The organism is Microbacterium thalli, assembly GCF_028737325.1.
GTDB lineage: Bacteria > Actinomycetota > Actinomycetes > Actinomycetales > Microbacteriaceae > Microbacterium > Microbacterium thalli.
Genome location: NZ_JAQZCH010000009.1, coordinates 1 through 650 on the forward strand (window position 1 = coordinate 1; position 650 = coordinate 650).

Below are 650 nucleotides of genomic sequence, written 5' to 3' on the forward strand. Positions count from 1 at the left end.
AACACACAGAGTAAGAGACGTGGAAAGTTATGGATATTAGACATATTATAAGGGCAACGCTCAAAAAACTTCCAGCATAGAGCAGTGGAATGAATTACTTAGGCCTTCTCCCACTTGAGGGGTTTGACCACTTCCCATGTGAAGTCAGGGTCATCTCTGCCAAAGTGTCCATATGCAGCAGTCTTCAAGAACCTGCCATTTCCACCCCTCTTGAGATCAAGGTTGATGGAGATCATGCCAGGCCTGAAGTCAAAACTCTCCTTCACAATGCTGAGGATTTCCTTGTCAGGGATCTTCCCAGTGCCATAAGTGTCAACAAACACAGACAAGGGCTCAGGCACACCAATGGCATAGGAAACTTGCACAATTGCCCTCCTAGCAAGTCCATTTGCAACAATGCTCTTTGCAGCTTGCCTCACAATGTAGGCACCACTCCTATCAACCTTGGTAGGATCCTTCCCAGAGAAGGCACCACCACCATGTGCACCCCATCCTCCATAGGTGTCGATGATGATCTTGCGGCCGGTGAGACCAGCATCACCGTGAGGACCTCCAATGACAAAACGGCCAGAGGGGTTCAAGTGGAAAATGGTCTTCTCATCAAGGTACTTCTCCGGGATCACCGGCTTGATCACATGCTCCTTGGGCAC

General features: G+C 49.2%; 1 protein-coding gene. It reads right to left on the reverse strand.

Annotated elements, in window-relative coordinates; genetic code table 11:
- Window positions 1–98: 98 nt before the first annotated feature.
- On the reverse strand, window positions 99–650 hold a 552-nt coding region (locus PUW82_RS15150; RefSeq protein ID WP_274223129.1), incomplete at its 5' end, for a methionine adenosyltransferase domain-containing protein.